Below are 25170 nucleotides of genomic sequence, written 5' to 3'. Positions count from 1 at the left end.
GGGCCGCGCCTGCCAACATCGCGGCGCAGCCATATGCAGGCCGGCCAGGCAATTGGTGATGGTGTCGCCGGAGGACAGGCAGGACCTGCCCGGGGTGGAAAAGAATGATGTGAACGATTTTCTCTATATGCGCGGATCAGGTTGTGGCAATAGCGATGGCTCGGCATGCGGCCCCAGCATCCCATCCGCGATCCTTCGCGCGGTATTGACCGAGTCGGTCATCCCGAGATGGCCGTGCCCCACGGCCAGCCAGAGGCCCGGCTCGGCGGCCGGGCCGATGACGGGCAGGGAGTCGGGCATGCAGGGCCGGTGGCCCATCCAGTGCGTTGCCGTCGCGCCATGCAGGCCGTCGAAGTTCGCACGCACGATGTGTTCGAGCAGGTGCGCCCGGCGCATGTCCGGAGGGCGGTCGAGACCCGCGATCTCCACCGTGCCGCCGACCCGCAGCCCGTCTTCCATGGGAGCGAGGAATATCTTGCGGTCGGCCAGCACCACCGAGCGCGATACCAATCCGGTACAGCCCGGGAACTGCGCATGGTAGCCGCGCTGGCTCTCCAGCGGCAGCCGTATGCCGAGCGGATCCAGCAGTCGCGTCGACCACGCGCCGGCCGCCACCACGACCCGGGAAAAGCGTTCGCCGCCGCGCGCGGAGATCAGCTCCCATCCTTCGGCGCCGCGCGCGAGCCCGCGCACCTCGTCGCGCCGGACCTCGCCGCCGCGCGCGGCGAACGCCCGCACGATGGCCTGGACGTAGCGCAGTGGATTGAGGATGGTTCCGTCGTCGGGCAGGAATACGCCGACCGTGTAGCGTTTGCCCACATGCGGTTCCAGTTCCAGGATGCCCGGGCGGTCGAGCAGGGTGAAGGGCAGGCCGTGCGAGGCGCGCAGCCGCCACGCGGCCTGGTCTTGGGCGTGGGCGCGGCGGTCGGGGTAGAGGTGCAACTGGCCGCGTTGCAGGATGAGTTCAGGGACGCCGACTTCGCGGGCCAGGGCCTGGTGCGCCGTGACGGCGCCGGCGTGCAGGCGCGCCAGCGTGCGCGACGCTTGCGCGATCTTCGCGGCGCGGGCCGACGCCAGGAACCTGAGCAGCCAGGGTAGTGCCCGCGGCAGGTAGGCAAGGGGCAGGAAGAGCGGGCTTTCGGGATCGCGCAGCATGCCCGGCAACGAGGCCAGGACGCCAGGCATGGCCAGCGGGGCGACCGAGCTCATGCTGATCGCGCCCAGGTTGCCGAAGCTGCAGCCGCGGCCCGGTTCGTCGCGGTCGATCAGCACGACGTCGGCGCCACGGCGGCGCAAGGCATGGGCGATACAGGCGCCGACGATGCCGGCGCCGATCACCGCGATGCGCTCGTCCGGTCCGGGCGATGCGGCGGCCGCTATCCGCATATCTCGCGGAACACGCGCAAGTAGTTCGCGCCGACGATCTTGGCGACGGTGGATTCGGCCATGCCCCGGCGCAGCATGGCCGCGGTCAGGTTGGGCCATTTATCCCAGGTTTCCAGGCCCAGGGTCTGCGCGTTCGGATCGAAACGGTCCTGCGGGCGCCAACCCACCCAGTTGAAGCTGCCGCTCTCGGGCCTGATCATCGACGGTGTCCAGGCCAGCGCGTTGTAGTAGGGCTTGCCCCAGTCGGAGCCGACGCCGACGTGATCCTCTCCCATCACGTCGACCAGGTGCTGGAGGTGATCGACGACGGTATCGAGCGTGGCCCAGCCGCGAGGCTTGCCATGTTTTTCCGCGCGGCCGTCGCCCTCGGCCGGCAGGATGAAGGCCGGCAGGACCACCACGCCGGCGTAGCCTCCACGGTCGGCAATGCCCTTCAACACATCGTCGGGCAGGCCGCGCGGATGGCCGCTGAGCGCGCGGGCGGCGGTATGGGTGGCCACGACCGGCGTCCTGGACGCGGCCACGGCGTCGCGCGCGGTGTTCGCGCTGGCGTGCGAGAGGTCGACCATCATGCGGCGCGCGTTCATCTTCTCGACCAGCGCGGCGCCGAAGCGGCTGAGGCCGCCGTCGTTGGTTTCCAGGCAGCCGTCGCCGAAGCGTGTACGCAGGTTGTAGGTGAGCTGCATGCTGCGCACGCCCAGCTCGTGCAGGACCTCCACCCGGTCGAGGTCGGCCCCGACGGGTTCGGCGTTCTGCAGGTTGTACATGACCGCGTGGCGGCCGTCGCGATGCGCGGCTTCGAGCTGCGCGGCTTGGGTGGCGAGGGTCACCTGCCCGCCCAGCGCGGCCATGAGGGTCTCGGCGCGCCGCGCGCTGGCGATGGTCGCGTCCAGGGCGGTGTCGGGCGGACCGGATGCGTACAGGGTGTAGTTGCATGCCGTGACCCCCGAGCGCCGCCAGTACGAAAGATAGGTGTCGCGCGTTTGCGGATCGTGCGCGCACTGGGCGATGAGGTGTTCGGCCATGGCCTTCTTGATGGCGGGGCGCGAGCCGCCTTGCGCCTGCAGGGCCTTGCCGATCTCGAGCATGGCGGGCGTCAGGGCCCATTCGTCGACGAAGCTGGGCGCGAGTGAATCGATGACGAGATGCTCGGCGTGGATACGGCGGGCGGTCTCTTCTGCTTGCGCCGCCGTGGGGGTCGGTCTGTTCATGGTTGCTCCCCGCGTCACTGCGGTTGGATGCCGGCCAGGGAGACCAGCTCTTTGAGCTTCGCGATGTCCTGCTTGATGATGGCCGCGTACTCTTCCGGCGTGCCCCCAAGCGGACGGGCGCCCGCTGCCTGCATCTGCCGGATGGTCTCGGGCGATTTCAGGATCGCGTTGATCTCGCGATTGAGCCGGTCCACGATAGGGCGCGGGACGTTGGCCGTGGTGAGCACGCCCTGCCAGCTCCTGACCGCGTAGCCCGGCAGGCCCGTTTCGTCGCAGGTGGGGGCATCGGGCAGCAGCGCGCTGCGCCGGACGTCGCCCAGGCAGACCACCTTGAGGCTGCCGTTCCTCAGGTAGGGCAGGTAGGCGGTGACGGCGTCGATGGCGACCTTGACCTCGCCGGAAACGATATCGCGAATGGCTTCGCCCGTGCCTTTGTAGGGCACGTGATTGACCGTGATGCCGGCCATGCTGGTGAACAGGACCTGGGCCATGTGGCTGGACGAGCCGATGCCGGTCGAGGCCATGCTGACGCCGCCCGGGTTCGCCTTCGCGTAGGCGATGAACTCGGCGGCGCCGCGCGCAGGCAGGGATGGATGGGCGATCAACGCATTGAGCGTGGTGGTCACCGTGGTGATGGGCTGGAAATCGGCCACGGGGTCGAAGGGCAGCGACTTGTAGAGCGCGGCGTTGATGGCGTGGGCCGCCGAGGTGTACAGGATGGTGTAACCGTCGGCGGGGGCCTTCGCCACGGCGCTGGCCGCGATGCTGCCACCCGCGCCGGGCCGGTTCTCCACGACGACGGATTGCCCCAGCCGCTCGGACAGGTGCAGGGCGATCATGCGCGCCGACAGGTCGGTCGCGCCGCCCGCGGAAAATCCGACCAGCATGCGGATCGGTCGGCTGGGGTAGTCGTCGGCCGCGCCCGCGCCCGGCGCGAAGGCCAGGCCGCCCGCCAGGGCGGCGACGATCGACGCCTCCAGAGAGAACTTCAAGCCCCACGCTGTTGCATGTTTCATGATCCTTCCCCCGGTTTCGAGCACTATCATTTCTGTGGATGCGCTAGGGTTCCCAGCATACTGATCCCGAAATCCGCGATCCAATCCTGTTTTTCTCTGACTCCATAAAAATCTCCTATACCCCATCCCGCCATGTTCAAAGTGCGTCAGCTCGAAGCTTTTCACGCCGTGATGGTCGCGGGAACCGTGACCGGTGCCGCCGCCCGGCTCGGGCTGTCGCAGCCCGCCATCAGCACCCTGATCGCGGGGCTGGAGTCCGACCTTGGTTTTGGCCTGTTCGTACGCGAGAAGAGCCGCCTGCAGCCCACCGAAGAGGCCAAGTATCTCCATGGCGCGGTGGTGGCCGCGCTTCAGGGGCTGGGCAGCATCGAGCAGCTCGCGGCCGACATCCGCGATGCGAAGGCGGGCAGCTTGCGGATCGCGGCGCTTCCGATGCTGGCGCTTGAGTTCCTGCCGCGCGTCGCGGCGCATTTCCTGCGGGAGTATCCCGGTGTCAACGTCACGCTGCAGGCACGCAGCTCGCCTACCGTCGTGACCCTGGTCACCACCCAGCAATTCGACATCGGATTTTCCGAGACGGCATACGACCCAGGCTGGGTCGACGCCGAAAAGCTGCGCCTGCGCTGTGTCTGCGTCCTGCCCGCGCAGCATCCGCTGGCGCGCAACGAGGTCATTCGCCCGGCCGACCTGAGCGGCCTGCCCATCGTGACCGCGCCGCGCGACCACATCCGCACGCAGCGCCTGCACGAGCTGTTCGCCGAAAACGGCGCCACCTTGTCCATCAAGGTCGAGACGCCGTTGTTCGCGTCGATGTGCGCGTTCGTGGCCGAAGGCGTGGGCTATGGCATCGTCGACCCGGTCACGGCCCACGATTTCTCGGGCCGCGGCCTGGTCGCGCGCCGGTTCGAGCCGGCGTTCTTCAATGATTTCGCGATGCTGTTTCCGGCGGGCAAGCCTCGCTCGCTCGTCACGCAGGCGTTCGTGCGCCTGGTCACCAGGTTCCTGAAAGACTACGACTAGCGTCCCGCCGCGGAGAAGCGCCCGGGAAGGCGTCCGGTTTTCCGCGGGGTGGCGTGGTCGGCGCCCGCTGGCGTCATGCGGGATGCTTCAATCCGGCCGCCACGATGCCGGCCATGACGATCTGCTCGTCTTCGTCGCCGCTGCCTCCCGAGGCGCCCGCCGCGCCGATCACGGCGCCTTGCGCGTCGAGGATCAGGACCGCGCCCGTCTGCGGTATGAATTTCTGTTGCGCCACGGCGGGGATCGCCGCGAAGAATGCCGGCATGTCTGTCGCGCGCTGGACCAGCGCGCGGCTGTTGACGCCCATGCCGATCGAGGCGCCGGCCTTGCCGAGCGCGATGTCCAGGCGCAGCGGCGATGCGCCGTCCTCGCGGGCGCTTGCCATGACTTGCGCGGAGGCGTCGATGACGACGACCCCCATGGGCTTGAATCCGGACTCGCGCGCGGCGGCGAATGCCGCATCGACGATGGTGCGGGCCTGCTGGCTGGTGAGATTGGGCATGGTGGATCTTCTACGGAAAAAGACGTTGATGGAGAGATGCGCGCGGCGAAATCCCGCGGGGCGGGCCGCGCTGCCGCCCGGGCCGCCTCATGTCTGCAGGCTTCCCTGGAAACGGTAGAGCTTCCCCGGGTAGACCAGCCTGGCGATGCTGCCGACGTTGGAACCGCTGACGGTCCGGCGCACCATGACGAGGCAGGGATCCTGGGGCTTGATGCCGAGATGCCCGGCCTCGGCCGGACTGGGCAGGTGCGCTTCGATCGAATAGCTCGCTTCGCTCAGGGGCGCCGCGGTCAGCAAGTGCCTGGCGGGCGTGACCTGGTTGAAGTCGATGGCCGTGTAGTCGGGGGCAACCGCCGGATTCACATAGCGATCTTCGTACTGGATCGGGACCGAGTCCTCCATATGCACCAGGATGCTATGGAAAACCCGCGACCCCACGTTGACTTCCAGCGTGCGCGAAACCGCGGCGGTGGCTTTTTCCGCGGCCACCGTCACCACGCGCACCGAATACTCGTGGCCGCGCTCGATGATTTCCTCCCGGATGTCGCGGATGGAAATGGTCGACGAGATCTTGTCCAGCTCGGCGACGTAGCTGCCCGAGCCTTGGACCCGGATGACCAGGCCTTCGCCCGTCAACTCGCGCAACGCCCGGTTGACGGTCATCCGGCTCAGGCCGAACTTCGCGCCCAGTTCCGCTTCGCTCGGCACCGGGTCGCCGGGCCGCCATTGCCCGCTGCTGATGCGGCCCTTGATGAAATCCTTCACCTGAAGGTAGGCCGGGGTGTTTGTCTTCATTCTGCTCGAGCTCCGATTCGACCGAAGCGATAGAAAAAAACCAGATAAGCAAATGCGCATTATTCCATTGACACGAGTTGTCTATACAACTATTCTCGAAATGCGCAGATATGTATATACAACTTGAAGTTCCTGTCATGACCCAGGCATCAGGAAGGAACCATGTTCTACGAAAGCGAACTCAACAACCACGGGCTGCCGTACAACCCTTTGAAGGCTTGCGTGGTGCCCCGTCCCATCGGCTGGATCACCACCCTGGCCGATGACGGCCGGGTGAACCTGGCGCCGTTCTCGCAGTTCAACATCGTCGGCTTCGACCCGGGTTTCGTCATGTTCTCGGCCAACCGGCACCCGCCGGACTGGCGCCGGAAGGATTCGAGCGACAACGCGGAACGCCGCGGAGAGTTCGTCTACAACATGGCCACCTGGGACCTGCGCCGGCAGGTGACGCGCAGTTCCCAGATCTACGATCCGGCCATCAGCGAACTGGACGCGGTGGGATTGACGGCGGCTCCCAGCCGGCTGATCAAGACGCCCCGGGTCGCGGAAAGTCCGGTCGCGTTCGAATGCCGGTACTACACCACGCTGTGCCTGCCCGGCGACAGTATCGCAAACACCCACTACCTGGTGGTGGGCAAGGTGATCGGCGTGCACATCGACGACTCGGTGATCATGGCGGACGGCAAGGTCGACGTCGCGGGCATCAAGCCCTTGGCCCGGCTCGGCTATGCCGACTATACCTACGTCGACAAGGTATTGCCGATCGAGTTGGAGGATGACTGGGAGGGGCAGGAGGCCGCGGCGGGGCACAACCGCTACGGCCTGTATGGCGGCCGTTGACGGCGGCCGGTCCCTCGTTTCTGTTTCGCTGGCCTTTTCACTGGAGTCATTCATGAAGTCTCTTCTGTTGCGCCTCCATGGTTTCCTGGCGATCCTGCTGTACGCAGGCACGGTCGCGGCCCAGGGCTATCCGAGCAAGACCATCCGCATGATCGTGCCATACCCGCCGGGCGGCACCATCGACCGGATCGCCCGCGACGTAGGCACGGAATTGCAGAAACGGCTCAAGCAGCCGGTGGTGGTCGAGAATCGCAGCGGCGCGGCCGGCAACATCGGTTTCGAATACATGGCGCGCCAGCCCGCCGACGGCTATACGCTGCTGTTCGCGCCGGCATCGAACCTGACGATCCAGACCAGTCTCTTCAAGACCTTGCCCTACGACCTGGAGAAGGACTTCGTGCCGGTTTCCCTGGTGGCGCTGACCCCGCAGATGCTGCTGGTACACCCCAGCCTTCCGGTCAACACCGTGCAGGAACTCGTTGATTATTCGAAATCCCATCCGGGCAAGGTCAACTATGGCGTCACGATCGGTGCCTACTCCCACCTGGCCGGCGAACTGCTCATGGCGAAGACCGGCGCGGATTTCACCGCGGTTCCCTATCAGGGGCCGGCGCCGGCGATGACGGATCTGCTGGGCGGCCAGATGCAGTTCATCTTCTATGAGGTAAGCACCGGCCTGCAGTATGTGCAGTCCGGCAAGCTCAAGGCGCTGGCCGTGGCACACAAGACGCGCGCGCCGCTGCTGCCGAATGTCCCTACGATGGCCGAGGCCGGATTCCCCGCGTTCGAAGTGTCTTCCTGGTATGCCCTGATGGGTCGTTCGGGTACGCCGCGGGCCATCGTCGACCAGTTGTCCGCCGAGGTCCGGGCCATCGTGCAGGAGCCCGGGTTCAAGAAGCGCTACGAAGAGCAGGGAGCGTTCGTCGTGGGGAGCACGCCCGCCGAGCTGGCGGCCTTCATCAAGGCCGACGCGGTGAAGTGGACCGCCGTCGTCAAGCAGGTCGGCATCGAGCCGAACTGAGGGCGTCACGGCCCTCCGGTATTCGAGGACATCCGACCATGCGACGTATCTGGGACCGCTGCGAGATACCGACGTTGCTCCTGGGGCTGGCGCTCTACGCCTCCTGGCTGGCCCTGACGTGGTGGCATGCGTCCATTCCGGCCGTGCTGCTCTTTCTTGCCGGCGGGTATGTAACCCAATGGCACTTCTCGCTGCAGCACGAGAGCATCCACGGCATGCGTTCGTGGCCCGCCTGGCTGCGTACCGCCTTCGTCTGGCCGCCGCTCGGGCTGTGGATGCCCTATCCGATATACAGGCGCAGCCACAGCACGCACCACATCAATTTCTACATGACGCATCCGCAGCGCGACACGGAGAGCTTCTATCACATGCGGCAGGACTGGCCACCGGCCGGCAAGGCCCGGCGGCGACTCGTGATGCTGAACCAGACGTTGGCGTTCCGGCTCGTGTTCGGCCCGTTCCTGAGGCTGTGGAAGCTGGCGAGCAAGGAGGCGGCGCGCGTGCGCGGCGGCGACCATTCGCACCTGCCGCATTGGGGCATGCACGCGCTCAGCCTGGCGGCCGTTCTCGGATGGGTGCTGGCGGTGTGCGACATGCCGCTCTGGAAATACCTGGCGTGCTTTGCCTGGCCGGGGATGTCGCTGGGCATGCTGCGCACGTTCACGGAGCATCGCTGGGGCGACAAGCCCATGGAAAGAGTGGCCATCGTCGAGTCGAACATGCTGATGGGCATCCTCTTCCTCTACAACAACCTGCATCTGGTGCATCACCGCCAGCCCACCTTGCCGTGGTACCGCATTCCGGCCCGGTGGCGCGACCACCGCGCCGAGATGCTGGCGGTCAACGGCAATTTCTACTACCGCGGCTATCTCGACATCGCCAGGCGCTTCATGTTCAGGCCGGTGTTCGATCCCGCGCACCCTCGTTGGTGAGGCTGCCGAGGCGATCAATCGACGCCGGGGTTGTGCGCCGGATGCGAGACGCCCAGCGCGGTATAGAAGCTGGCGGGCGGCGTCGCCGGTTCGACGGTGTAGTTGATCATCTTGGTGTCGATCCGGCCTTCCTTGATCAGGAATGAGTCGATGCCGTCGAGCACCTGGTTGTGCTTCTCGTTTCCATCCAGGTAGGCCCAGCGCTCGGTCACCCAGCCGCTTTCCTTGCCGGTGTCGCGCATGACCGTATCGACGATGGTGTATTGCGTCGTCGCCAGGAGTTCGTTGAGGATGCGCGCCGATTCGGCGATTCCGTCGTGGCCGTGCAGGATGCGTTCGGCGCTGCCGATCAGCGACAGCTTCAGTTTCTCGGAGTAGTTCCGCTCGATATCCAGGGGCACGTTGCCGACATAGCGCAAGAGAATATGCTCCCAATAGACTTCATTGGTGGTGCGTTCCCTGATCGGCTTGAAATTGCCCGAGATGACCCGTTCCAAGGTATCGTAGGATGGCTTGCTGGCCTCGTCGGTCACATTGGCGCGGATCTTGTCGAACTCGCTGCGCAGCCATGCCTCGCCTTCGGGAGTGGCCGGATCGGTTGACAGCTTCGTCTTGTCCGCCACGGCCGTTCCGGCCGGCGTGTCGGGGCGGAATGCGACAACGAATTTCTTGGCGTACTCGCCGGACAGCACGCCGGTGTGCAGGCCGGCGGCAAGGAAGGACGAGCGCGCATGCCTGGCGCGAGCGTGCGCGGATGCGCCATCGGCGGGAGCGGCCCGTCGATCGCCGGGGGCGGAACCGGGAGGAGCATCGTCCCGCCTGGCGGCATGCAGCGCATGATCGGCGGTGGCCAGGGTGGTCAGTCCTGTCGAAAGACCTAGTGAAAGATTGGGCATGATCTGCTCTCAAGAGAAGGAGGCGCAACGCGGCGCCTCCGGGATGGGTCCGGCTGACTTATCTCGTGAGTACAGTGGGTTGGGAAAACGGTTCCTGGTTCCGATGCGATATAAACACATGTCTACATGACTATTGGACCGGGGAGGCGCGATGGATCGGTTGTGGGCGATGCAGGTGTTCGTGCGTGTGACGGAGTGCGGCAGCTTCTCGCGGGCCGCGGCGTCGCTGAACCTGGCCAATGCCACGGTGACCGCGTGCGTGCGCAACCTGGAGCGGCATCTCGGGGCGACGCTGATCAACCGGAATACCCGCTTCTTGTGCCTGACGGACGCCGGCGAGCAGTTCCTGCTGGAGAGCAAGCAGATCCTGCAGGCTGTCGAGCGCGCCGAGGTCAACATCCAGGCGGCGGTGGGGGAGCTGCGCGGCACGCTGCGCATGGAGGTGCCGATCGCGATCGGGCAGACCCTGATCTGCCCGGCCTTGAGCCTCTTCGCCGCCCGCTATCCCGGCCTGTCGGTGTCGGTCACGCTGACCAACAGCACGCACAACATGATCGAAAGCGCGATCGACGTCGCGATACGGATGAGACGTGTGGAGGAGGCGGACCTGGTCGCCCGGCCGATCTATGAAGGCCACTATGTGGTGTGCGGCCGGCCCGATCTGGTGGACCGCCTGCCGGAGCATCCCGCGCAGCTCGACCCCCGCCTGTGCCTCGGCCTGGTCCAGGAAGGCGGCCGGGGGCCGCTGGAATGGCAGTTGCGGCGCGATGGCGAGGAGCATGTGGCCGTCCGTCCCGACGGGCCGCTGCATTTCAACAGCAGCAGCGCGTTGATCGGCGCGGCCCTCCGGGGTAGCGGTCTGGTCCATGTGCTCGACGCCTACATCGGCGCTCACGTCGCCAGCGGCGAGCTGGCCATGGCATATCCCGACTGGACGACCACGACCAAGCCGTTCTATGCCGTTACACCCAAGACTCGTGTCATGTCCCCGAAGATCCGCGCGCTGATCGACTTCCTGCTGGAAACGCTCGACCCGCACCGCCGGCCCCAGGCGTGGCAGACGATCCGGGTGGGGGCGGCGGCGGGGGGGCGTTGACGGGGGCGGCTACGGGAAGCCGCGATAGAACGCGCAGATCTCGTCGATGCGTTCGGGGGCGGGCGGTTCCCGGAAGATGCCGCGGCGACTGGCGGTGATGCCTTGCCGTTGCAGGCTGACCAGCAGTTCGGCGTGCCTGACCCAGCAGCTCAGCGAATCCAGCACGGGAGCGCCATCGACACTGGTGACGCCGTTCTCGAGCAGCAGCACGCACAGCGGGGCTTCGCCGGGAATGATCACGTCGGCGCCCTTTTCGAGCTCGCGCCGGGCCGCGGCCTGGAAGCGTTCGATCAGGGGCGTCGGGTCGCCGTAGGCACGCAGCACGTCATGGAAACGGAAGCCGACGTCCGACACGCTGCACAGCCGTTCCTGCAATCCGTAGCGGCGGACGTTGTCGGCGACCAGTTCGCCCAGTTCGCGGATGAATACCAGGACCGAGAACTTCGCGCCGAGCTGGCACGCCGTCAGCATGGCCGATTCGCCGTAGCCGACCACCGGCAGCGAAAGCAGCGACCGCAGTTCGCGCAGCGCCGTGTCCGGCAGCGTGCTGACGGCGAATGCGTCATAGCCCTCGCGTTGGGCGGCCAGCCCCGCATGGATGAGCTGCACAGCATGCAGGGCTTGCAGGCCATAGTGGCGGATATCCGTGCCGGGATACTCGGATCGGTAGGTGCCGGGCCGCATGCCATGCAGCACGATGTCGGTTCCGGGAGAGGCGACCCGCGCGAAGTGGGTCGCCAGCGCGTCGTTGTACGGACCGAGATCTTCCAGGACGGTGAGGCTCTGGTGCCAGATGCGCAGGCTCATGGGGTTCCTCCGAAATCGACGGCATCGGATTGTTCGACCCGGCAGAAGCGTCCGATGCTCGCGATCGAGTTGCGGTGCTCTTCCGCGGAATGCGCGGCGCAGCAGTCCTCCAGCACCACGACATCGAAGTCCCGGTCGTGCGCGTCGCGAACGGTGGCCTGGACCACCGCCTGTGTCGTTACGCCCGAGCAGACGATGCGGCCGATGCCCAGGGTGCGGAGCTGGAGCATCAGCGGGGTGGCGTAGAACGGACTGACGCGGTGCTTGACGATCTGGATGTCGCCGGTCTGCTGAGGCAATTCGGGGTGGATGTCGCATCCCCAGCTCCCCAGCTTGAAAAGGCCGGCCTTGGGCGCACCCGAGAAGACCGGCGAGCCCGGCGGGCATTCGCGGTAGTCGGGCGAGAATCCGACCCGGACGAAGCCGACGAATGCGCTCGCCCGGCGCGCGCGTTCGATGGCCGACACCGTCCGCGGGATGATGCCGCGCGCGCGGACTTGTTCGCCCAGGGGCGACGCGCCGTTGGGACCTTCGCCGTGGACGAGGTCGTTCTGCATGTCAAGCACGAGATAGATGGACTTCATGGACAGGGAGCCTTGGGAAGGAAAAAATCTGGCGTCAGTCGCACCACATGGCGCCGTTGACGTCGAGAGTCTCGCCGCTGACGAAGCCGGCCTCGTCAGCCGCCAGGAACAGCACCGCGCGCGAGACATCGGCCACCGTGCCCATCCGGCCGGCGGGAATCGCCGCGCGCAGCGCCGCGGGAAACGAGGCCGTCATCCCGGTGGCGATGGGGCCGGGGGCGACGGCGTTGACGGTGATGCCACTGGCCGCCAGCTCCCTGGCCAGGAAGGCGGTCATCACGTGTACGCCGGCCTTGGATACGCCATAGGCCACGTTGCCGGCCAGTTGCTGCTCGGCGGGGTCGAGCCAGGGGCGGGCGTTGCCGCCGTTCTTGCCGACCACGGAGCCGAGGTTGACGATGCGGCCGTAGTGGCGGCGGCGCATCGGGCCGATCACCGCCTGGCAAGCAAGGAAGCTGCCCTTGAGGTTGACGTCGAGGACGCGGTTCCATTCGGCCTCGTCCAGTTCGGCGGCCGTCCCGAAGGACACCACGCCGGCGGCATTGACCAGGATGTCCAGCCGGCCGCGCTCCTGTTCGATGCGATGCACCAGCGCCGTCACGGCCCCGCGATCGGTGACGTCCAAGGGTTCGACGGCGTCGCCGCCGGGGCGTGCCGGCGATCCGCTCCGGTCGGCGGCGATCACCTGGGCGCCGCGTTCTCGCAGCGCGGCGGTGATCGCCTGGCCGATCGCGCCCGCTCCTCCCGTTACCAGGGCGACACGGCCGGCGAAATCATGCATGGCGATCATCCCGCGTCCATGAAGCGTGCATGGGGGTTCCTGTTTCGTTCAAGTGGGACGAGATTGCGCCAGGCGGCCCCTGGCTGGCGAGACGCCGGCGCCGAAAGACCTATTAGATTTTCGTGAAAAGCCGAGCGGGCTTGCGCGGGACGGCGTTGTGGCTGGCCAGGCGGGCAGTCCTGCGGCGCCGCAGCCGGGATTTCGCCTTTGTTGAACAGCCTGTTCGGAATGATCGAACGCGGGGTGGGCGCGGTTCGATAGACTTTCCCGTACGCGTGCATGTCATGCAAGACGGTGCGGCGCATATTCCGACAAGAACAGAGCATCGTCCGCGTGGCGAAACGCGGCGATGCGTGGAGACGATCCGTGAAGAAAGTGTGGTCGAGCAATCGACGCCTGGCCGGCCTGGCGCTGGCCGGCGTAGTCGCGAGCGGCTGGGCAAGCCTTGCGTTGGCGCAGGACTATCCCGCGCGCCCCATCCGCCTGGTGGTACCGTTCGCCGCCGGGGGCGGGACGGACGTGCTGGCCCGTCTGCTGGCCAGGCCCATGGGGCAGAGCCTGGGACAGTCGGTCGTGGTGGAGAACGTGACGGGCGCCGGCGGCGCCATCGGGGCGATGCAGGTGGCGCGCGCGGCGGCCGATGGCTATACGCTCATCATCGGAACGCCAGGAAGCATCCAGATCAATCCCGCGATGCAGCCCGACCTGGCCTATGATCCCTCCAGGGATTTCGCGCCGGTCTCGCGTTTCTCCGACAGTCCGGTCGTGTTGATCGTCAACAAGGACACGCCCTACCAATCGGCCCAGGACCTGGTCCAGGCCGCGCGTGCCAAGCCGGGCAGCATCAATTTCGGCAGTGCGGGGGTCGGTTCGCTGTCGCATTTCAGCGCCGAGATGTTCCAGTACCTCGCCAAGGTGAAGATGACGCACGTGCCTTATCGTGGAACCGCGCCTGCCATGACCGACCTGCGGTCGGGGGTCCTGCAGGTCGATTTCGAGAACCTGCCCGCCGCGCTCGGCCTGATCAAGGACAAGCAGGTGCGGGCACTGGGCATGGGGTCGTCCGGGCGTTCCTCTTTCTTGCCCGAACTGCCCACGCTGGCCGAGCAAGGCGTTGCCGAGTACGAGTCGACCTCGTGGACGGGCCTGTTCGCCCCGGCGGGCACGCCGCCGACGGTCATCGCGCGGCTCGAGCGCGCCGCCATCGCGGCTGCGCGCGACCCGGCGGTGCAGGCTTCGCTGAAGGAGCTTGGCGCCGAACCGGTGGGGAGCACCGCCGGCGAATTCCGCGATTTCCTGGTCAAGCGCAAGCCGCTGGTGGAACAGATCGTCAAGGCCTCGGACATGAAGGCCAAGTGAAGCGCCGCGAACCGGCGAATGCCGCAACAGGAGGATGAAAAAACGATGACAGGCTCAGGACGAGGCAGCGGACCCGATCAACTGGGCGACGGGTTGGCGACCGTCGACGAATTGCTCGCCCGGCTGGATGAATTCCGCGCGAGACGCGGTTATGTGAATCCCCAGCAAGGGCCGATGGCGGCGGCGCTGCCGCAGGTCTTTGACGGCTATCGCGTGTTCTACAAGGCGCTGGTGCTGGACGAGAAGCACCTCGGGCCGCTGGAGAAGGAGTTCGTCTGGCTGGTGTTGCTGTGCGTTGCGGGCGAACTCGGCACGCACCACCTCAACCTGTTCTTCCAGCACGGTGGCACCGATGCCCAGGCCAACGCGGCGTTCCGGCTGTCGGCTTGGGTGGCCGGCGTGCGCGCCTTCGTGTTCGTCGAGGAGAACTGGCAAGGCTATTTCCCTCGTGTCGAGGCGGGCCGCTCCTACCGTGAGGGCGTCGATGCCTTGATCGCCGGGATGGCCGATGTGCCGGCGGACTGGGCGCATCTTGCCCTGCTGTCGGCCCACGCTGGCAACAAATCCAAATGGGGCGTCGGGGCAGAACTCGAGGCGGGCTACGAACTCGGCATATCGGAAGCGCGAATGGCCGAGGCCATGAGCGTGGCGCTATGGCCCTGTGGCGCGAATTGTTTTCACGATGCGGCGGGTGTCTGGCTGGATCTGGTGCGCGCGGGCCGGGTGCCGGCGTCGCCGCAGTTCAAGGCGTGGGCGGCGCTGCCGAGCCAGGATGGGTTCGAGCTGGGGCGGGGATAGCGACGGGCCGGGGCTTCGGGACGAAGCCTCCGGTGCCATGCGCCAGATCGGCCGTATCTCCCGCGCAGGGTGGAGCATGCTGATAAGAACGATTCTCATCGTATGTGCTGACCCGGTCGTGGCAATAAAGACTTGTCAGGTCTTAATCATGCGAATTTAAGTGTTAGACGAGCATGGATCGTCCTCCTACCATAGCCTCACAACAAGGCCATGGCTGGCGTAGCCAGTCGCACAGGAGACGATCATGTTCTTTTCCCAACGCCCACGCGCCGGCTTGCTCCCTCGCATGCTGGCCCTTGCATTCGCGATAGCGGCCGGCGCGGCTGGCGGCACGGCGGTGGCCGATGATTTTCCTTCCCGCTCCATCAGGTTCGTCGTTCCGTTCGTGCCCGGCAGTATCACCGACATTGCCGCCCGCTATTACGCCAAGCGGCTGGGTGAGGAGACGGGCCAGTCGGTCGTCGTGGAGAACAAGGCGGGCGGCAACGGTCTCATCGGTGTCAGCGCCGTGCTGAACGCGCCGCACGATGGCTACACGATGCTGGTGGGAACGACCTCCATCCTGGCAACCAACGTCGCGCTGTACCGGGCTCTTCCCTACGATCCGCTCAAGGATCTGGCGGCATTGGGCATGATGGCCTCGGTGCCGAGCGTCATCGCCGTACCCGTGGGGTCCGAGCGCTCCAGCATCGAAGCGCTGGTGAAGGCCGGCCGCGCCAAACCCGATTCGTTGAACTACGCCGCCGGTGCGACGAGCTATCAGTTGATGGGCGAGTTGCTCCAGGAAAAGGCGTCCTTCACCGCTCGCGCGATTCCTTATAAAGGCGTGGGCGCGGCGCTCAATGCGCTGATTGGCAAGGAAGTCGATTTTTCGATCGTCGACGCGACGAGCGCGCTGGGGTCGGTGCAGGGCGGAACGATTCAGGCTCTGGCCGTAGCCTCCCGGGAACGGCTCCCGCTGCTTCCCAGCGTGCCTACTACGGCCGAGGCCGGCCTTCCCGACTTCGTGGCCTCCACCTGGGTCGCGGCTGTTGCGCCGGCCCAGGTTCCCGCAGCCCGGCTCGCCAGGCTTGAACAATTGTTCGCCAAGATCGCCAACGATCCCGCCACCCGCAAGTTCTTCACCGAGCGCGGCGCGGAAGTCACGGGCGGCGGAGCCGCCGCGCTCCGCGCCCGCCAGAAGGAAGAGATCGAGCTGTGGTCGCGCATCGTCAAGAGCGCAAAGATCGAACAGCTTTAAGCACCAACGACTGATTGGTAGGACTTCCGATGCCCATCGCCCGATTCGCACGCGGGGCCGTCCTGGCCCTGTTCGTCGCCGCTCCTGCCGCGAAAGCGGCTGACTGCCCCGTCATCACGCTGGTCGCGCCGTTTCCCGCCGGTTCGACCACCGATACGATTGCACGCGCGCTTGCCAGGGACATGGGCAGGCAGCTCGCCACGGCCATCGTCGTTGAGAACAAGCCCGGCGCCGAAGGCCAGATCGCGGCGCTTGACGTGCTCAAGGCCAAGCCCGATGGCTGCCGGCTGCTGTTCGCCACGTCGGGCAACCTGTCCATCGCCCCGCACATCCGCCGCCAGCCGCCCTATGAAGTCCATCGGGACTTCACCACCATCGCCGACGTCGGGCGCTATACCTATCTGCTGTACACGAGCGCGAGTTTTCCGGCGCGCAGCTACGCGGAGTTCGTCGCCCAGGTCAAGCACAAGCCGGGTCAGTACAACTACGGAACGGGCTCCAACACCAACCTGATGGCCTTCGCGCATCTCAGCCAGAAATCGGGGTTGGAGATGGTCCGCGTGCCGTTCAAGGGAGAGCCGCCCGCCATCCAGGAAATCATCGCGGGACGCGTGCAGGCCATCGTCGCGACGACCATGGGGATTCCCTACGTGGAAAGCGGCAGATTGCGCGCCCTCGCGGTCATGGGATCGCGGCGCGCGGAACTGCTGCCCGACACGCCTACGCTGGCCGAACTGGGGGTTCCCCCCTTGGACATCGTGCCATGGGCCGGATTGTTCGGCCCCGCCGGCATGCGGCCCGCCATGACCGATCGCTTGCACGCGGTCGCCAACAAGGCGCTGGCCGCCAAGGAAGTCGCGCAGGCGGCGCGCGCCGCGGGCTTCGAACTGAACGCATCCTCCAGGCAGGAATTCGAGCGGCTCATTGCCGAGCAGGACGCCGTCTATCGGCAGAAGATCCAGGAACTCGGCCTGTTGGAAGACTAGCCTCAGCCTCACCAAGGAACGAATAGGATATGTTTGCACCGGGCATTTTCAAGGGACATCGGATTCTCGTCACCGGCGGCGGATCCGGCCTAGGCAAGGAGATCGGCGGCCGGCTCCTGGAGCTGGGAGCCACCCTGTACATCTGCGGCCGGCGCGAGAGCGTGCTGCGGGATGCCGCCGATGAACTGCAACAGCGCCACGGAGGGCAGGTCGTTCCGCTGGCCGTGGACATACGCGATGCCAAGGCCGTCGACGCGATGGTGGCGCGGATCTGGGAAGACGGTCCGCTGACCGGCCTGGTCAACAATGCCGCCGGGAATTTCATCAGCCGCACCGAAGACCTGTCTGCGAACGGTTTCGATGCCATCGCCGACATCGTGCTGCACGGTACCTTCTACGTGACGCAATCGGTCGGCAAGCGCTGGATCGAGCAAAAGAGAAAGGGGTCGGTGCTTTCCATCGTCACGACCTGGGTGCGTACCGGATCGCCCTTCGTCGTGCCGTCGGCCATGTCCAAGGCCGGGGTGGACGCCATGACCAAGTCGCTGGCCACCGAGTGGGGGCGCCATGGCATTCGCTTCAACGCGATTGCGCCGGGGATCTTTCCGACCGAGGGCGCGACAGCCCGCTTGCGCCCGGGGAGCGACCCGCACGCCCGCGAGATCGCGGACAACCCCACGGGGCGGCTCGGCCAGATGCACGAGCTGGCGAACCTTGCGGCTTTCCTGATGGCCGATGGCTGCGAATGGTTGAGCGGCGAGACCATCGCCATCGACGGCGCCTACAACTTGGCGCAGGGGGCCTACTTCACCCACTACATGGCGTGGGGAGACGAACAATGGCGCGAGTCGCGCGAGCGGATCAAGGCGCAGACCGAGGCGGACCGCAGTCAGCGATCAGTGGATGTGAAGACGGGAGGCCAGGCATGAGCGGGACCGATGCGGGCGGCTGCGTCTATGACGGCCAGAATCGTCTGGCCGAGGAGTCGCCATACGGACGCTACCTGGCGTTTCTCGAGCAAGGAAAACTGGCATTCCAGCGCGACCTCGAGAGTGGACGCGCCGTCTTCTATCCCCGGGTGGCGGTTCCCGGTACGGGCGGCTGCGGCCTGGCATGGGAAGTCTCGGCGGGGATGGGTACCGTCCATGCCGTGACCACGGTCCATTACCGCGGGGACGCGGCGCTGAACGTCTCGCTCATTGACATGGACGAAGGGTTCCGGCTGATGAGCCGGATCGAAGGCATCCCGGCTTCGGAGGTCAGGATCGGCATGCGCGTGCGGATGCGTGTCCATCGTCCGGATGAAGGCCAGCCTTATCCGGTATTCGACGTCGACCGGCCGGTTTCGCCGTCGTCCCGCGAGGAGCGCCAGCCATGAATGCTTCGATGCGCGGGCGTGTCGCGGTGGCGGGCGTGGCGGAGTCGGACCTGGGGCAGATGGCGGCAGGCACGACGCCGCTGGATCTGATGGCCCAGGCCACGACGCGGGCCCTGGCGGACGCGGGTTTGTCGCTGCGGGACGTGGACGGCCTGTTCGTCGCCAGCGCGCAGGTCCGGTTCGGGCCGATGATGCTGGCGGAATACCTGGGCATTTCGCCGCGCTGCTTCGACGGCACGCAGATCGGCGGCTCGTCGTTCATGTCCCATGTGGCCCATGCGGTGCAGGCCATCGAGGCCGGCGTCTGCGAGGTCGCCTTGATCGCCTATGGAAGCACCCAGCGGTCGGTGTCGCGGACCACGGCATCTCGTCCCGACCCGAACCCCTACGAGGATCCGTTCAGGCCGCTGCTTCCGGTCAGCGCCTATGCCCTGGCCGCCTCGCGCCACATGCATGAATACGGGACGACGCGCCGGCATCTCGCGGAAGTGGCCGTGGCGGCCAGGCAATGGGCGCTCCTGAACCCCAAGGCCTGGGAGAAAGAGCCGCTCGCCGTCGAGCAGGTGCTGTCGTCGCGCATGGTCTCTGAACCGCTGACGGTGCGCGACTGCTGCCTGGTCCTGGATGGCGGCGGCGCGATGGTGCTGACCTCGGCGGGCCGCGCCCGTTCATTGCGCAAACCCCCGGTCTATGTGCTCGGGGTGGGCGAAGCGCTGGGGCACGGCACGATTTCGAACATGCCCGAGCTGACCACGACCTGCGCCGTCCAGTCGGGGCAGGCGGCTTTCGCCATGGCGGGGTTCGGGCCTGCCGACGTGGACGTTCTAGGTCTCTATGACGCCTTCACGATCACGCCCATCTTGTTCTTGGAGGACCTGGGCTTCTGCGCGAAGGGGGATGGCGGCGCATTCGTCGCCGATGGCGCGATCGCGCCGGGCGGGCGCCTGCCCGTCAACACCAATGGCGGCGGCTTGTCGTACTGCCACCCCGGCATGTACGGCTTGCTCGCCATGATAGAGATCGTGCGGCAGATACGCGGGGAGTGCGGCGAGCGCCAGGTTGCTTCCTGCGACGTCGGCCTGGCGCATGGCAACGGCGCCGTGCTGTCGAGCCAGTGCACGGCGCTTTTCGGCAGCGCGGGCACGCTTTGACGCCGCCTGCCACATCATCGAAGACTGAGGAAAGACAATGGGCATGCTGGATGGAAAAGTCGCGCTCGTGACGGGCGCGGGCCGGGGTATCGGCCGCGACATTGCATTGGCCATGGCCGCGCACGGCGCGAAAGTGGTGGTCAACGATCTCGGCACGGCGCTGGACGGCAGCGGGACCGACTCCGGCCCGGCCGCCGAAGTCGTCCGCGAGATAGGCGCGGCCGGAGGAGAGGCCATTGCCAATACCGACTCGGTGTCGGATTGGGATTCGGCGCAGAACATGGTGGATACCGCGATCCGCCACTTCGGGCAGCTCGACGTGGTGGTCAACAATGCCGGCATCGTTCGCGACCGCATCTTTCACAAGATGTCGGTGGAAGAATGGAAAGCCGTCGTCGACGTGCATCTGAACGGCTCGTTCTACGTCAGCCGCGCGGCGGCACCGCACTTCAAGGCCCGCAACGGTGGCCGCTACGTATTCATGACTTCGGCCTCGGCGTTGGTGGGTAATTTCGGACAGGCCAATTACGCGGCGGCCAAGCTGGGCGCCGTGGCGCTGGCGAAATCGGTGGCCCTGGATATGGCGCGCTATGGCGTCACCGCCAACGCGGTGTGTCCTTTCGCCTGGAGCCGGCTCATCGGCTCCATTCCCGCCGACACGCCGCAGGAGCAGGCCCGGGTCGAAAAGATCAAGACCATGGAGACCGCCAAGATCGCTCCCATGATCGTCTACCTCGGCTCGGAAGCCGCCAGCGACGTGACCGGACAGATATTCGCCGTGCGCGCCAATGAGCTCTTCCTGATCAGCCAGAACCGTCCGCTTCGCTCGGTGCAACGCAGCGAAGGATGGACGCCCGAGGCGATCGCGGAGCATGCCATACCCGCCATGCGTTCCAGTTTCTATGCGCTGGACCGTTCCGCAGACGTATTCAGCTGGGATCCGATTTGAGGCCCACGGACAAAGGATAGAGAGACAAGCATGAGCACGACTCCCATCGATTCGCGGATCTTCGGCGATATGTTCGGCACGGCCGACATGCGTGGGGTTTTCTGCGACGACGCCCTGGTCGGCCGCTATGTGGAGGTCGAGGCGGCATTGGCCCGGGCGCAAGCCCGCGTCGGCATCATCCCCGTCCAGGCAGCCGCCGACATCACCCGCGCCGCGAGCGCCTTCACCGCCGACTTCGACCGACTGGCGCGCGAGACGCTGATCGTCGGCTATCCCATCCTTCCCCTCGTCAGGCAATTGTCCGAAGCGGCGGGAGACGCGGGGCGCTACGTGCACTGGGGCGCCACGACACAGGACATCATGGATACCGCGCTGGTTCTGCAGCTTCGGCAAGCGTTGCGGCTGACAGAGGAACAGATCGGCACTCTTCGGGCCGTGCTCGCGCGCATGGCTGGCGAGCATCGCGAGACCCTGCTGGCGGGCCGCACGCATTTGCAGCACGCGCTGCCCATTACGTTCGGCTACAAGGCGGCGGTGTGGCTGTCGATGTTCGACCGCCATATGGCCAGGCTGCAAGAGCTCAAGCCCAGGTTGCTGGTGGGATCGTTCTCGGGGGCGGCCGGCACGCTCGCGTCGCTGGGAGACCGTGGCCTGCAAGTGCAGCGCGCCCTGTGCGAGGAACTGGGTCTCGGCATTCCCGCGATCACCTGGCACGTGGCGCGCGACAACCTGGCCGAGGCGGTCGGCTTGCTGGCACTGCTGACGGGGTCGCTCGCCAAGATCGCGACCGACGTATCGTTCATGATGGCCAACGAGTTCGGCGAAGTGGCCGAGCCGTTCGTGCCTGGCCGGGGCGCATCCAGCACGATGCCGCAGAAACGCAACCCCATTTCGTGCGAGGTGATCATCGCGAACGCCAAGGCGGTACGCCAGAACGCCGCCCTGATGTTCGATGCGGCCGTGCACGACTTCGAGCGTTCGACCGGTCCCTGGCAGGCGGAATGGCTGGCCATTCCGCAAAGCTTCGTGCTGGCCGCGGGCGCCTGTGCGAACGCGATTTTCATGCTCGAAGGCCTGACCGTCGACAAGCAGCGCATGCGCCGGAATCTGGATCTCACCGGCGGGCTGATTGTGGCGGAAGCCGTCATGATGGCCGCCGCCGAAGCGCTGGGCCGGCAGGCTGCCCATGAGCGTGTCTACGAGGCCTGCAAACAGGCGGCGGAAAGCGCGCGGCCGCTTTGGGAAATCCTGGCCGGGCAGGCAGATATGCGCGACGTGCTGGGGGGCGAAGAGGGAATCAAGCGGCTGTGCAGCCCGGAGTCCTACCTGGGCAGTACGCTCGCCATGGTCGACGGTCTGCTGGCGGCTGGCGGCCGCCGTCCCGCAAACACTTCGGAAGGCCGGTCCGCATGAAGCACTCGTGGGTTATGCCCGATCCGAATCTCCAGCATTGGCTCGCCAAACATGCGCAAAGAAGTCCCGATGCCCTGTCGATGGTCTATTGGAGGAGGGGAGAGGAGACAGAGCGCTGGACATATGGACACATGCACCGGATGGCGCAAGGCCTGGCTGCCTGGATGTTCGAGGCGGGGGTGCGACCAGGCGACCGCGTGGCGCTGCTGGATTTCAACGACGTGCGCTTCCTGGTAACGATGTTCGCCGCCGCCAGCATGGGAGCGGTCTTCGTTCCGCTGAACTTCCGGCTGAGCGCGCCCGAGGTGGTGGCGATGGTACGGGATTGCGGTGCCGCGCTGCTGATCCATGGCGCGGAGTTCGCGCCCATCCAGGCGGAGGTGGCGCGGCAGACCAACTGCGGTCTTTTCCTGCGTTCGGACAGGAACGGCGGCGACGAGTTTGCCCAGGCCTGCGCCGCCGCGCCGGACGCCCGCGCGAGCCATCGTCCGGCTGGGTGGGACGAGACAGCCTGGCTGCTCTACACCTCGGGCAGCACGGGCCGCCCCAAGGGCGTCATGCTCAGCCATGGCAACATCTTCTGGAACACCCTCAATACCATCCTTATCCAGGGGGGGCTGCCCACCGATAAAGTGCTCGTTTCGGCGCCACTGTTCCATGCGGCCCCGGTTTCGACGGTGATGGAAAGTTTCTTGCGCGGTGCGACGATCCACCTGGAGAAGTCGTTCGATCCCGGCAGCATCATCGGGCGCATCGCCTCGGAGCGCATCTCCATCATTGCCGGCGTACCGGCCATGTACCAGTTCCTTGCGGAACAGGACGACTTCCACCGCGCCGACCTGTCCAGCCTGCGCGGCATCATCGTAGGGGGCGCTCCCGTTTCCGACGCACTGATCAAGCGCTACCACGACCGGGGCATCGCCGTGATCCAGCGCTATGGCTTGACCGAGGCCGCGCCGCTGGTGACCGCCCTGGCCCCGGGCGCACCCGCTGCAAAGGCGATGACGGCTGGCCAGGCGCCCATGTTCGGCGATGTCCGCATCGCGGCCGCCGGCATCGACGGGATCGGAGAGATCCAGATGCGGGGCCCCAACGTCATGCTCGGCTATTGGGACCAACCCGCTGAATCGGCGGCCGCGTTCGAAGACGGATGGCTTCGCACGGGCGACCTGGGGCGGCTGGACGGCGACGGTTTCCTGACCGTGGCCGGACGCATCAAGGAAATGATCGTCAGCGGCGGCGAGAACATCTACGCCGCCGAAGTGGAGGCCAGACTGGCCGAGAACCCGGACGTGCTGGAATCCGCCGTCATCGGAATTACGCATCCGAAGTGGGGCGAGACCGTCTGCGCCGTCATCAGCCCCGTTCCCGGATGTGGCCTGGACGAACGTCGAATCATGGCCCATCTGCAAGGCAGGCTCGCCCGCTACAAGCAGCCGACGAAGATCGTTATCGTGGACGACCTGCCCAAGAACGGGGCGGGCAAGATCGACAAGCTTACGCTGAAACGGCGATATGGCGACGACAGCGATCGCCGCGTGGAGAATGCATGATGTCCGGATCAAGCCTGTGGGCCGCACGGATTCCGGCCGGCGCGCGCCCCGATGCCGACCCGGTCGCCGATGCGCAACTGGACGCCTGCCTGGCGGTCCTGGGATTGAAGCGAACGGATGCTGGCGGCGAGGTGTCGATCACCGGGGCCGACCCTGCTATCGACAGCCCCCATCGGCTGGCGGGCGCCATGGCGGTCGCCGCGGCGGCGCAGGGAACCGCGCTGGCCAGTCTCGCCAGGGAACAGGGGCATGCCGGCCAGGACGTGTCCGTGGAGATCGGGCGGGCGGCGCATGCGCTGCATCCTGCGCGATACCTCAAGCAGAACGGTTATCCGATAGGTTTCGATTTCACCTTCAACGAGCCCGGCAATGGCTATTTCCGGACGCGGGACGGCCGGTGGGTGTATCTGGTTTTCACCCGCCCGCAGTTGCGCAACGAGTTGCTGACGCTGTTGGGCGCCCCGAACAACCGGGAGGCGGTGGCGCAGGCGGTCGCCGCCTGGTCTGGGCAAGAGCTCGAGGATGCGTGCATCGCGGCCAACCTGCCGGTGTCGCTGGTCCGTTCGCCGGAAGAATGGCGCCTCCACCCGCACGCCCAGGCCCTGTCCAGACTTCCCGTGATCCATACCGAACGGGCGGCGCGGGGCGCTCCCCGGTTGTGGCGCCAGACCGGTCCTCGGCCACTGGCCGGGCTGCGGGTACTGGACCTGAGCCATATTCTTGCCGGCCCGGGGCTGACCCGGACGCTGGCTGAGCAAGGCGCCGACGTCCTGCGCATTTCCGCCCCGACCCAGACGGATCCGCTGAACTTCATGCTGGATACCGGCTTCGGCAAACGCAGCGCCTTCCTCGACCTCGATACGCCCGGGGACCTGGCCACCGTCCGTGAACTGATTGCCGGCGCGGACGTCGTCGTTCAATCGTACAGCCCCGGCAGTCTTGCGCGGCGGGGCCTGTCGTTCGAGCACATGATCGCCGGCCATCCCGGTCTGGTCTACGTCGAATTGAGCGCCTATGGCGATGCCGGCGGGCCATGGGCGCACCGTGTGGGATTCGACCACAACGCGCAGTCGACGACGGGTATCAGTTGGGTGGAGGGCGGGCCGGATTCTCCTCGCCTGCCGCCCACCACCCTGGTGGCGGACTACACCACGGCCTACCTGGGCGCCGCGGGCGTGCTGGCCGCGCTGCGGCGCCGCGCGGCCGACGGGGGCAGTTATCGCGTCAGCCTGGCGCTGGCCCGGACGTGCATGTGGGTCCAGGACATGGGCCTGGTGGGGGCCGGCGCACCGGCGGCGCCGCTGGAGCCGGACGTGCTGCAGATGGACAGCCCCTTCGGGAAGCTCGATTATCTTGCTCCGATCACCCGGTTCTCGAGCACTCCGGCCTTCTGGAGCGATCCTCCTCTGCTGCTGGGAGCAAGCCTGCCGCGGTGGTCGTCCTAGCAAATGTTCAC

25 protein-coding genes are annotated in these 25170 nt (G+C 66.6%); 16 read left to right on the top strand and 9 right to left on the bottom strand.

Annotation, left to right across the window (positions count from 1 at the left end; genetic code table 11):
- Positions 1 to 123: 123 nt before the first annotated feature.
- From AC1Q6E_RS06210 to AC1Q6E_RS06200, 3 genes are read right to left on the bottom strand one after another with little or no spacing between them, the layout of a single operon-like run.
- Positions 124 to 1386 carry an NAD(P)/FAD-dependent oxidoreductase gene (locus AC1Q6E_RS06210; protein WP_492572410.1) on the bottom strand — a complete coding sequence of 421 codons (1263 nt, stop codon included), beginning with the start codon at positions 1384 to 1386 and terminating at the stop codon, positions 124 to 126.
- A complete protein-coding gene (locus AC1Q6E_RS06205; RefSeq protein WP_152799356.1) occupies positions 1377 to 2597 on the bottom strand; it encodes a membrane dipeptidase in 1221 nt (406 codons plus the stop codon). Before AC1Q6E_RS06205 ends, AC1Q6E_RS06210 begins: the two co-directional genes overlap by 10 nt.
- 14 nt (positions 2598 to 2611) lie before the next feature.
- The gene (locus AC1Q6E_RS06200) at positions 2612 to 3613 is read right to left on the bottom strand and encodes a Bug family tripartite tricarboxylate transporter substrate binding protein (protein WP_492572409.1); all 1002 of its coding nucleotides are present in this window, start codon (positions 3611 to 3613) and stop codon (positions 2612 to 2614) included.
- Between the two features lie 132 nt (positions 3614 to 3745).
- Here AC1Q6E_RS06200 and AC1Q6E_RS06195 point away from each other — a divergent pair, with 132 nt between their 5' ends.
- Entirely contained in the window at positions 3746 to 4633 is an 888-nt protein-coding gene (locus AC1Q6E_RS06195) for a LysR substrate-binding domain-containing protein (RefSeq protein ID WP_152799349.1), read from the top strand.
- Positions 4634 to 4706: 73 nt separating this feature from the next.
- Here AC1Q6E_RS06195 and AC1Q6E_RS06190 read toward each other — a convergent pair whose 3' ends face one another.
- Both AC1Q6E_RS06190 and hutC read right to left on the bottom strand, forming a co-directional pair.
- Entirely contained in the window at positions 4707 to 5135 is a 429-nt protein-coding gene (locus tag AC1Q6E_RS06190) for a GlcG/HbpS family heme-binding protein (RefSeq protein ID WP_152799347.1), read from the bottom strand.
- Between the two features lie 87 nt (positions 5136 to 5222).
- Complete coding sequence (hutC, locus tag AC1Q6E_RS06185; RefSeq protein ID WP_492572408.1) at positions 5223 to 5930, bottom strand: histidine utilization transcriptional repressor HutC; 708 nt, start codon at positions 5928 to 5930, stop codon at positions 5223 to 5225.
- Positions 5931 to 6092: 162 nt separating this feature from the next.
- On the opposite strand from hutC, the gene AC1Q6E_RS06180 reads away from it, so the two are divergent.
- From AC1Q6E_RS06180 to AC1Q6E_RS06170, 3 genes are read left to right on the top strand one after another with little or no spacing between them, the layout of a single operon-like run.
- A complete protein-coding gene (locus AC1Q6E_RS06180) occupies positions 6093 to 6770 on the top strand; it encodes a flavin reductase family protein (RefSeq protein ID WP_152799341.1) in 678 nt (225 codons plus the stop codon).
- A gap of 52 nt (positions 6771 to 6822) precedes the next feature.
- Positions 6823 to 7791, top strand: coding sequence for a Bug family tripartite tricarboxylate transporter substrate binding protein (locus tag AC1Q6E_RS06175; RefSeq protein ID WP_152799321.1), 969 nt, complete (start codon positions 6823 to 6825; stop codon positions 7789 to 7791).
- A 38-nt stretch (positions 7792 to 7829) separates the two neighbouring features.
- Positions 7830 to 8723, top strand: coding sequence for a fatty acid desaturase (locus tag AC1Q6E_RS06170; protein WP_492572407.1), 894 nt, complete (start codon positions 7830 to 7832; stop codon positions 8721 to 8723).
- Positions 8724 to 8737: 14 nt separating this feature from the next.
- On the opposite strand, the gene AC1Q6E_RS06165 is transcribed toward AC1Q6E_RS06170, so the two are convergent.
- Positions 8738 to 9619 carry a hypothetical protein gene (locus AC1Q6E_RS06165; protein WP_492572406.1) on the bottom strand — a complete coding sequence of 294 codons (882 nt, stop codon included), beginning with the start codon at positions 9617 to 9619 and terminating at the stop codon, positions 8738 to 8740.
- Between the two features lie 151 nt (positions 9620 to 9770).
- On the opposite strand from AC1Q6E_RS06165, the gene AC1Q6E_RS06160 reads away from it, so the two are divergent.
- A complete protein-coding gene (locus tag AC1Q6E_RS06160) occupies positions 9771 to 10715 on the top strand; it encodes a LysR family transcriptional regulator (RefSeq protein WP_152835824.1) in 945 nt (314 codons plus the stop codon).
- 9 nt (positions 10716 to 10724) lie between these two features.
- Here AC1Q6E_RS06160 and AC1Q6E_RS06155 read toward each other — a convergent pair whose 3' ends face one another.
- Genes AC1Q6E_RS06155 through AC1Q6E_RS06145 form a run of 3 tightly spaced genes read right to left on the bottom strand, consistent with a single transcriptional unit; the run spans position 10725 to position 12896 of the window.
- Positions 10725 to 11522, bottom strand: a complete 798-nt coding sequence (locus tag AC1Q6E_RS06155) for an aspartate/glutamate racemase family protein (RefSeq protein ID WP_152799791.1) — start codon at positions 11520 to 11522, stop codon at positions 10725 to 10727.
- The gene (locus AC1Q6E_RS06150) at positions 11519 to 12106 is read right to left on the bottom strand and encodes a cysteine hydrolase family protein (protein WP_492572405.1); all 588 of its coding nucleotides are present in this window, start codon (positions 12104 to 12106) and stop codon (positions 11519 to 11521) included. The genes AC1Q6E_RS06155 and AC1Q6E_RS06150 overlap by 4 nt, the downstream gene beginning before the upstream one ends.
- A gap of 34 nt (positions 12107 to 12140) precedes the next feature.
- Positions 12141 to 12896: an SDR family NAD(P)-dependent oxidoreductase gene (locus AC1Q6E_RS06145; protein WP_492572404.1), complete on the bottom strand. Its 756-nt coding sequence runs from the start codon at positions 12894 to 12896 to the stop codon at positions 12141 to 12143.
- 357 nt (positions 12897 to 13253) lie between these two features.
- On the opposite strand from AC1Q6E_RS06145, the gene AC1Q6E_RS06140 reads away from it, so the two are divergent.
- The 11 genes from AC1Q6E_RS06140 to AC1Q6E_RS06090 all read left to right on the top strand — a co-directional run bounded on the left by AC1Q6E_RS06140 (position 13254) and on the right by AC1Q6E_RS06090 (position 25159).
- Positions 13254 to 14246, top strand: coding sequence for a Bug family tripartite tricarboxylate transporter substrate binding protein (locus AC1Q6E_RS06140; protein WP_296560837.1), 993 nt, complete (start codon positions 13254 to 13256; stop codon positions 14244 to 14246).
- A gap of 45 nt (positions 14247 to 14291) precedes the next feature.
- Positions 14292 to 15044 carry a hypothetical protein gene (locus tag AC1Q6E_RS06135; protein WP_152799785.1) on the top strand — a complete coding sequence of 251 codons (753 nt, stop codon included), beginning with the start codon at positions 14292 to 14294 and terminating at the stop codon, positions 15042 to 15044.
- 286 nt (positions 15045 to 15330) lie between these two features.
- Positions 15331 to 16284: a Bug family tripartite tricarboxylate transporter substrate binding protein gene (locus AC1Q6E_RS06130; RefSeq protein ID WP_492572403.1), complete on the top strand. Its 954-nt coding sequence runs from the start codon at positions 15331 to 15333 to the stop codon at positions 16282 to 16284.
- A gap of 29 nt (positions 16285 to 16313) precedes the next feature.
- Complete coding sequence (locus AC1Q6E_RS06125) at positions 16314 to 17270, top strand: Bug family tripartite tricarboxylate transporter substrate binding protein (RefSeq protein ID WP_492572402.1); 957 nt, start codon at positions 16314 to 16316, stop codon at positions 17268 to 17270.
- 29 nt (positions 17271 to 17299) lie between these two features.
- A complete protein-coding gene (locus AC1Q6E_RS06120) occupies positions 17300 to 18199 on the top strand; it encodes an SDR family oxidoreductase (protein WP_152799780.1) in 900 nt (299 codons plus the stop codon).
- A complete protein-coding gene (locus tag AC1Q6E_RS06115; protein ID WP_296560845.1) occupies positions 18196 to 18648 on the top strand; it encodes a Zn-ribbon domain-containing OB-fold protein in 453 nt (150 codons plus the stop codon). Before AC1Q6E_RS06120 ends, AC1Q6E_RS06115 begins: the two co-directional genes overlap by 4 nt.
- The gene (locus AC1Q6E_RS06110; protein WP_492572401.1) at positions 18645 to 19799 is read left to right on the top strand and encodes a thiolase family protein; all 1155 of its coding nucleotides are present in this window, start codon (positions 18645 to 18647) and stop codon (positions 19797 to 19799) included. Before AC1Q6E_RS06115 ends, AC1Q6E_RS06110 begins: the two co-directional genes overlap by 4 nt.
- Before the next feature lie 43 nt (positions 19800 to 19842).
- A complete protein-coding gene (locus AC1Q6E_RS06105) occupies positions 19843 to 20748 on the top strand; it encodes an SDR family NAD(P)-dependent oxidoreductase (RefSeq protein ID WP_492572400.1) in 906 nt (301 codons plus the stop codon).
- Positions 20749 to 20778: 30 nt separating this feature from the next.
- Positions 20779 to 22161, top strand: a complete 1383-nt coding sequence (locus AC1Q6E_RS06100) for a class-II fumarase/aspartase family protein (RefSeq protein ID WP_492572399.1) — start codon at positions 20779 to 20781, stop codon at positions 22159 to 22161.
- The gene (locus AC1Q6E_RS06095; RefSeq protein ID WP_152799770.1) at positions 22158 to 23714 is read left to right on the top strand and encodes an AMP-binding protein; all 1557 of its coding nucleotides are present in this window, start codon (positions 22158 to 22160) and stop codon (positions 23712 to 23714) included. Before AC1Q6E_RS06100 ends, AC1Q6E_RS06095 begins: the two co-directional genes overlap by 4 nt.
- A complete protein-coding gene (locus AC1Q6E_RS06090; protein WP_492572398.1) occupies positions 23711 to 25159 on the top strand; it encodes a CoA transferase in 1449 nt (482 codons plus the stop codon). Before AC1Q6E_RS06095 ends, AC1Q6E_RS06090 begins: the two co-directional genes overlap by 4 nt.
- The last annotated feature ends 11 nt before the right edge of the window (positions 25160 to 25170 follow it).

Source organism: Pigmentiphaga sp. MLSB6-MA01, assembly GCF_058793475.1.
The sequence above is the reverse complement of the archived record's forward strand: the minus strand, read 5'-3'. Positions and strand labels throughout refer to the sequence as shown.